General features: G+C 63.5%; 2 protein-coding genes. Both read left to right on the top strand.

Annotated features, from left to right (window positions below; all coding sequences use genetic code 11):
• Positions 1-59 precede the first annotated feature (59 nt).
• Positions 60-464, top strand: a complete 405-nt coding sequence (locus tag A5791_RS13520) for a hypothetical protein (protein WP_067237151.1) — start codon at positions 60-62, stop codon at positions 462-464.
• A gap of 26 nt (positions 465-490) precedes the next feature.
• Positions 491-1,498, top strand: a 1,008-nt coding sequence (locus A5791_RS13515) for a DDE-type integrase/transposase/recombinase (protein ID WP_067237154.1), incomplete at its 3' end; no start/stop codon positions are given.

Here is a 1,498-nt window from a genome sequence, read left to right as displayed (position 1 = left end):
CCCTCTTCGCCAGTCTGGTTGTGAGTCAGTCGACTCGAATTCAGTGGAGGGAGCGGTGGTTGTCGATTAGTGCGGGGTTCACGTCGGCGGAGATCTGTGAATTGGTGTTCGAGTATCAGGGGTTGTCGCATGGCCGGAAGGCTGGGTGGTTGGTGGAACATGGGATTTCTGCCCGGCAGATGTGGCGGTGGCGAGATTCGCTGTTTGAAGGTGATCTCGACAAGGGGCTGATCCCGCGGGAGGGTGGTCTTGTGACGGTGCCCCCAGCTAAACGGACCGCGGTTGCACGGATGCGCGCCGCCGAGCAGGCCGCTCATCAGATCGAGGTCGAACGGCTCAACGCCCGGATCTGTGAACTCGAGGAGGCCAACGATGCGTTGGGAAAAGCTATCGGGCTCTTGCACGAGATGAGCGAGCACGAGCCCGCCGACACCCCCACGACGACCGATCCATCCAATTCCTGACCGCCGAGAACCAACTCGTTGCCGAGTTGACCACAGCGACCGGCTCGCAGCGCACGGCGCTGTCTATCGCGGGGGTGGCCCGCTCGACGTGGCATTACCGACACCATCCGCGGCAGTGTGTCGCTGACCCGATTCCGCAGAAGATCCGCGCTTATCGGTCCCGGATTGCCGACGCTGACCGCGCGGGGATCGAGGAGTTGATTTGTGCGGGTTGGAAGGACTGTGTCTCGGTCGATCACGCTTTCGCCTGCGCCTGGGACAGCGGGATCATGCTTGGGTCACGCCGGACGTGGTGGCGTATCGCCGCCGATATCGAAGATCAGTCTGCCCGCCCGGTCGCACCCACCCGGGCCCGTGGCGTCACCCCGCCGCGGCAGGCTCCGGTGCTGGAAGCCACCGGGGCGGGGCAGGTGTGGAGCTGGGATATCACCGATCTGCGCACGCCATGGCGGGGTGTGTCGTTCAAGGCGTACTCGATCATCGATATCTTCTCCCGCAAACTTGTTGGTTGGCGCGTCGAGGACCGCGAAGTCGATGATCTCGCTGTTGACATGTTCGAAACCGCTTTCGCCGAACACGGCAAGCCCGCTGCGGTGCACGCCGATTCGGGACCGGCGATGCGCTCTCACGCACTCAAGGAACTTCTCGCGAGCCTGGGTATCACTCAGACCCACAACCGGCCCCGGGTCAGCAATGACAACCCGTTCTCCGAATCGGAGTTCCGCACAATGAAGTACAGGCCGAACTACCCGGGCACCTTCGACACCATCGAGGACGCCCGCGCATACATGGCCTGCTACGTGCCCTGGTACAACCAGAATCACAAGCACTCCGGCATCGCCCTGTTCTCGCCGAACGACGTCCACGACGGCACGTGGCGTCGACTCTGGGAACGACGCAACAACACCCAGCAGGCCTACTACGCAGCCCACCCCGAACGATTCCGCCGGCCCCCACGAACCCCCGCCCCCAGCGACACCGTCGGCATCAATCTTCCCAAACCCGAACTACCCGGGCACCTTCGACAACGCCCG

The sequence above is a fragment of the Mycobacterium sp. 852002-51163_SCH5372311 genome, assembly GCF_001667115.1.
GTDB lineage: Bacteria > Actinomycetota > Actinomycetes > Mycobacteriales > Mycobacteriaceae > Mycobacterium.
Note: the sequence above shows the minus strand (reverse complement) of the source record. Positions and strands in the feature narration are given on the sequence as shown.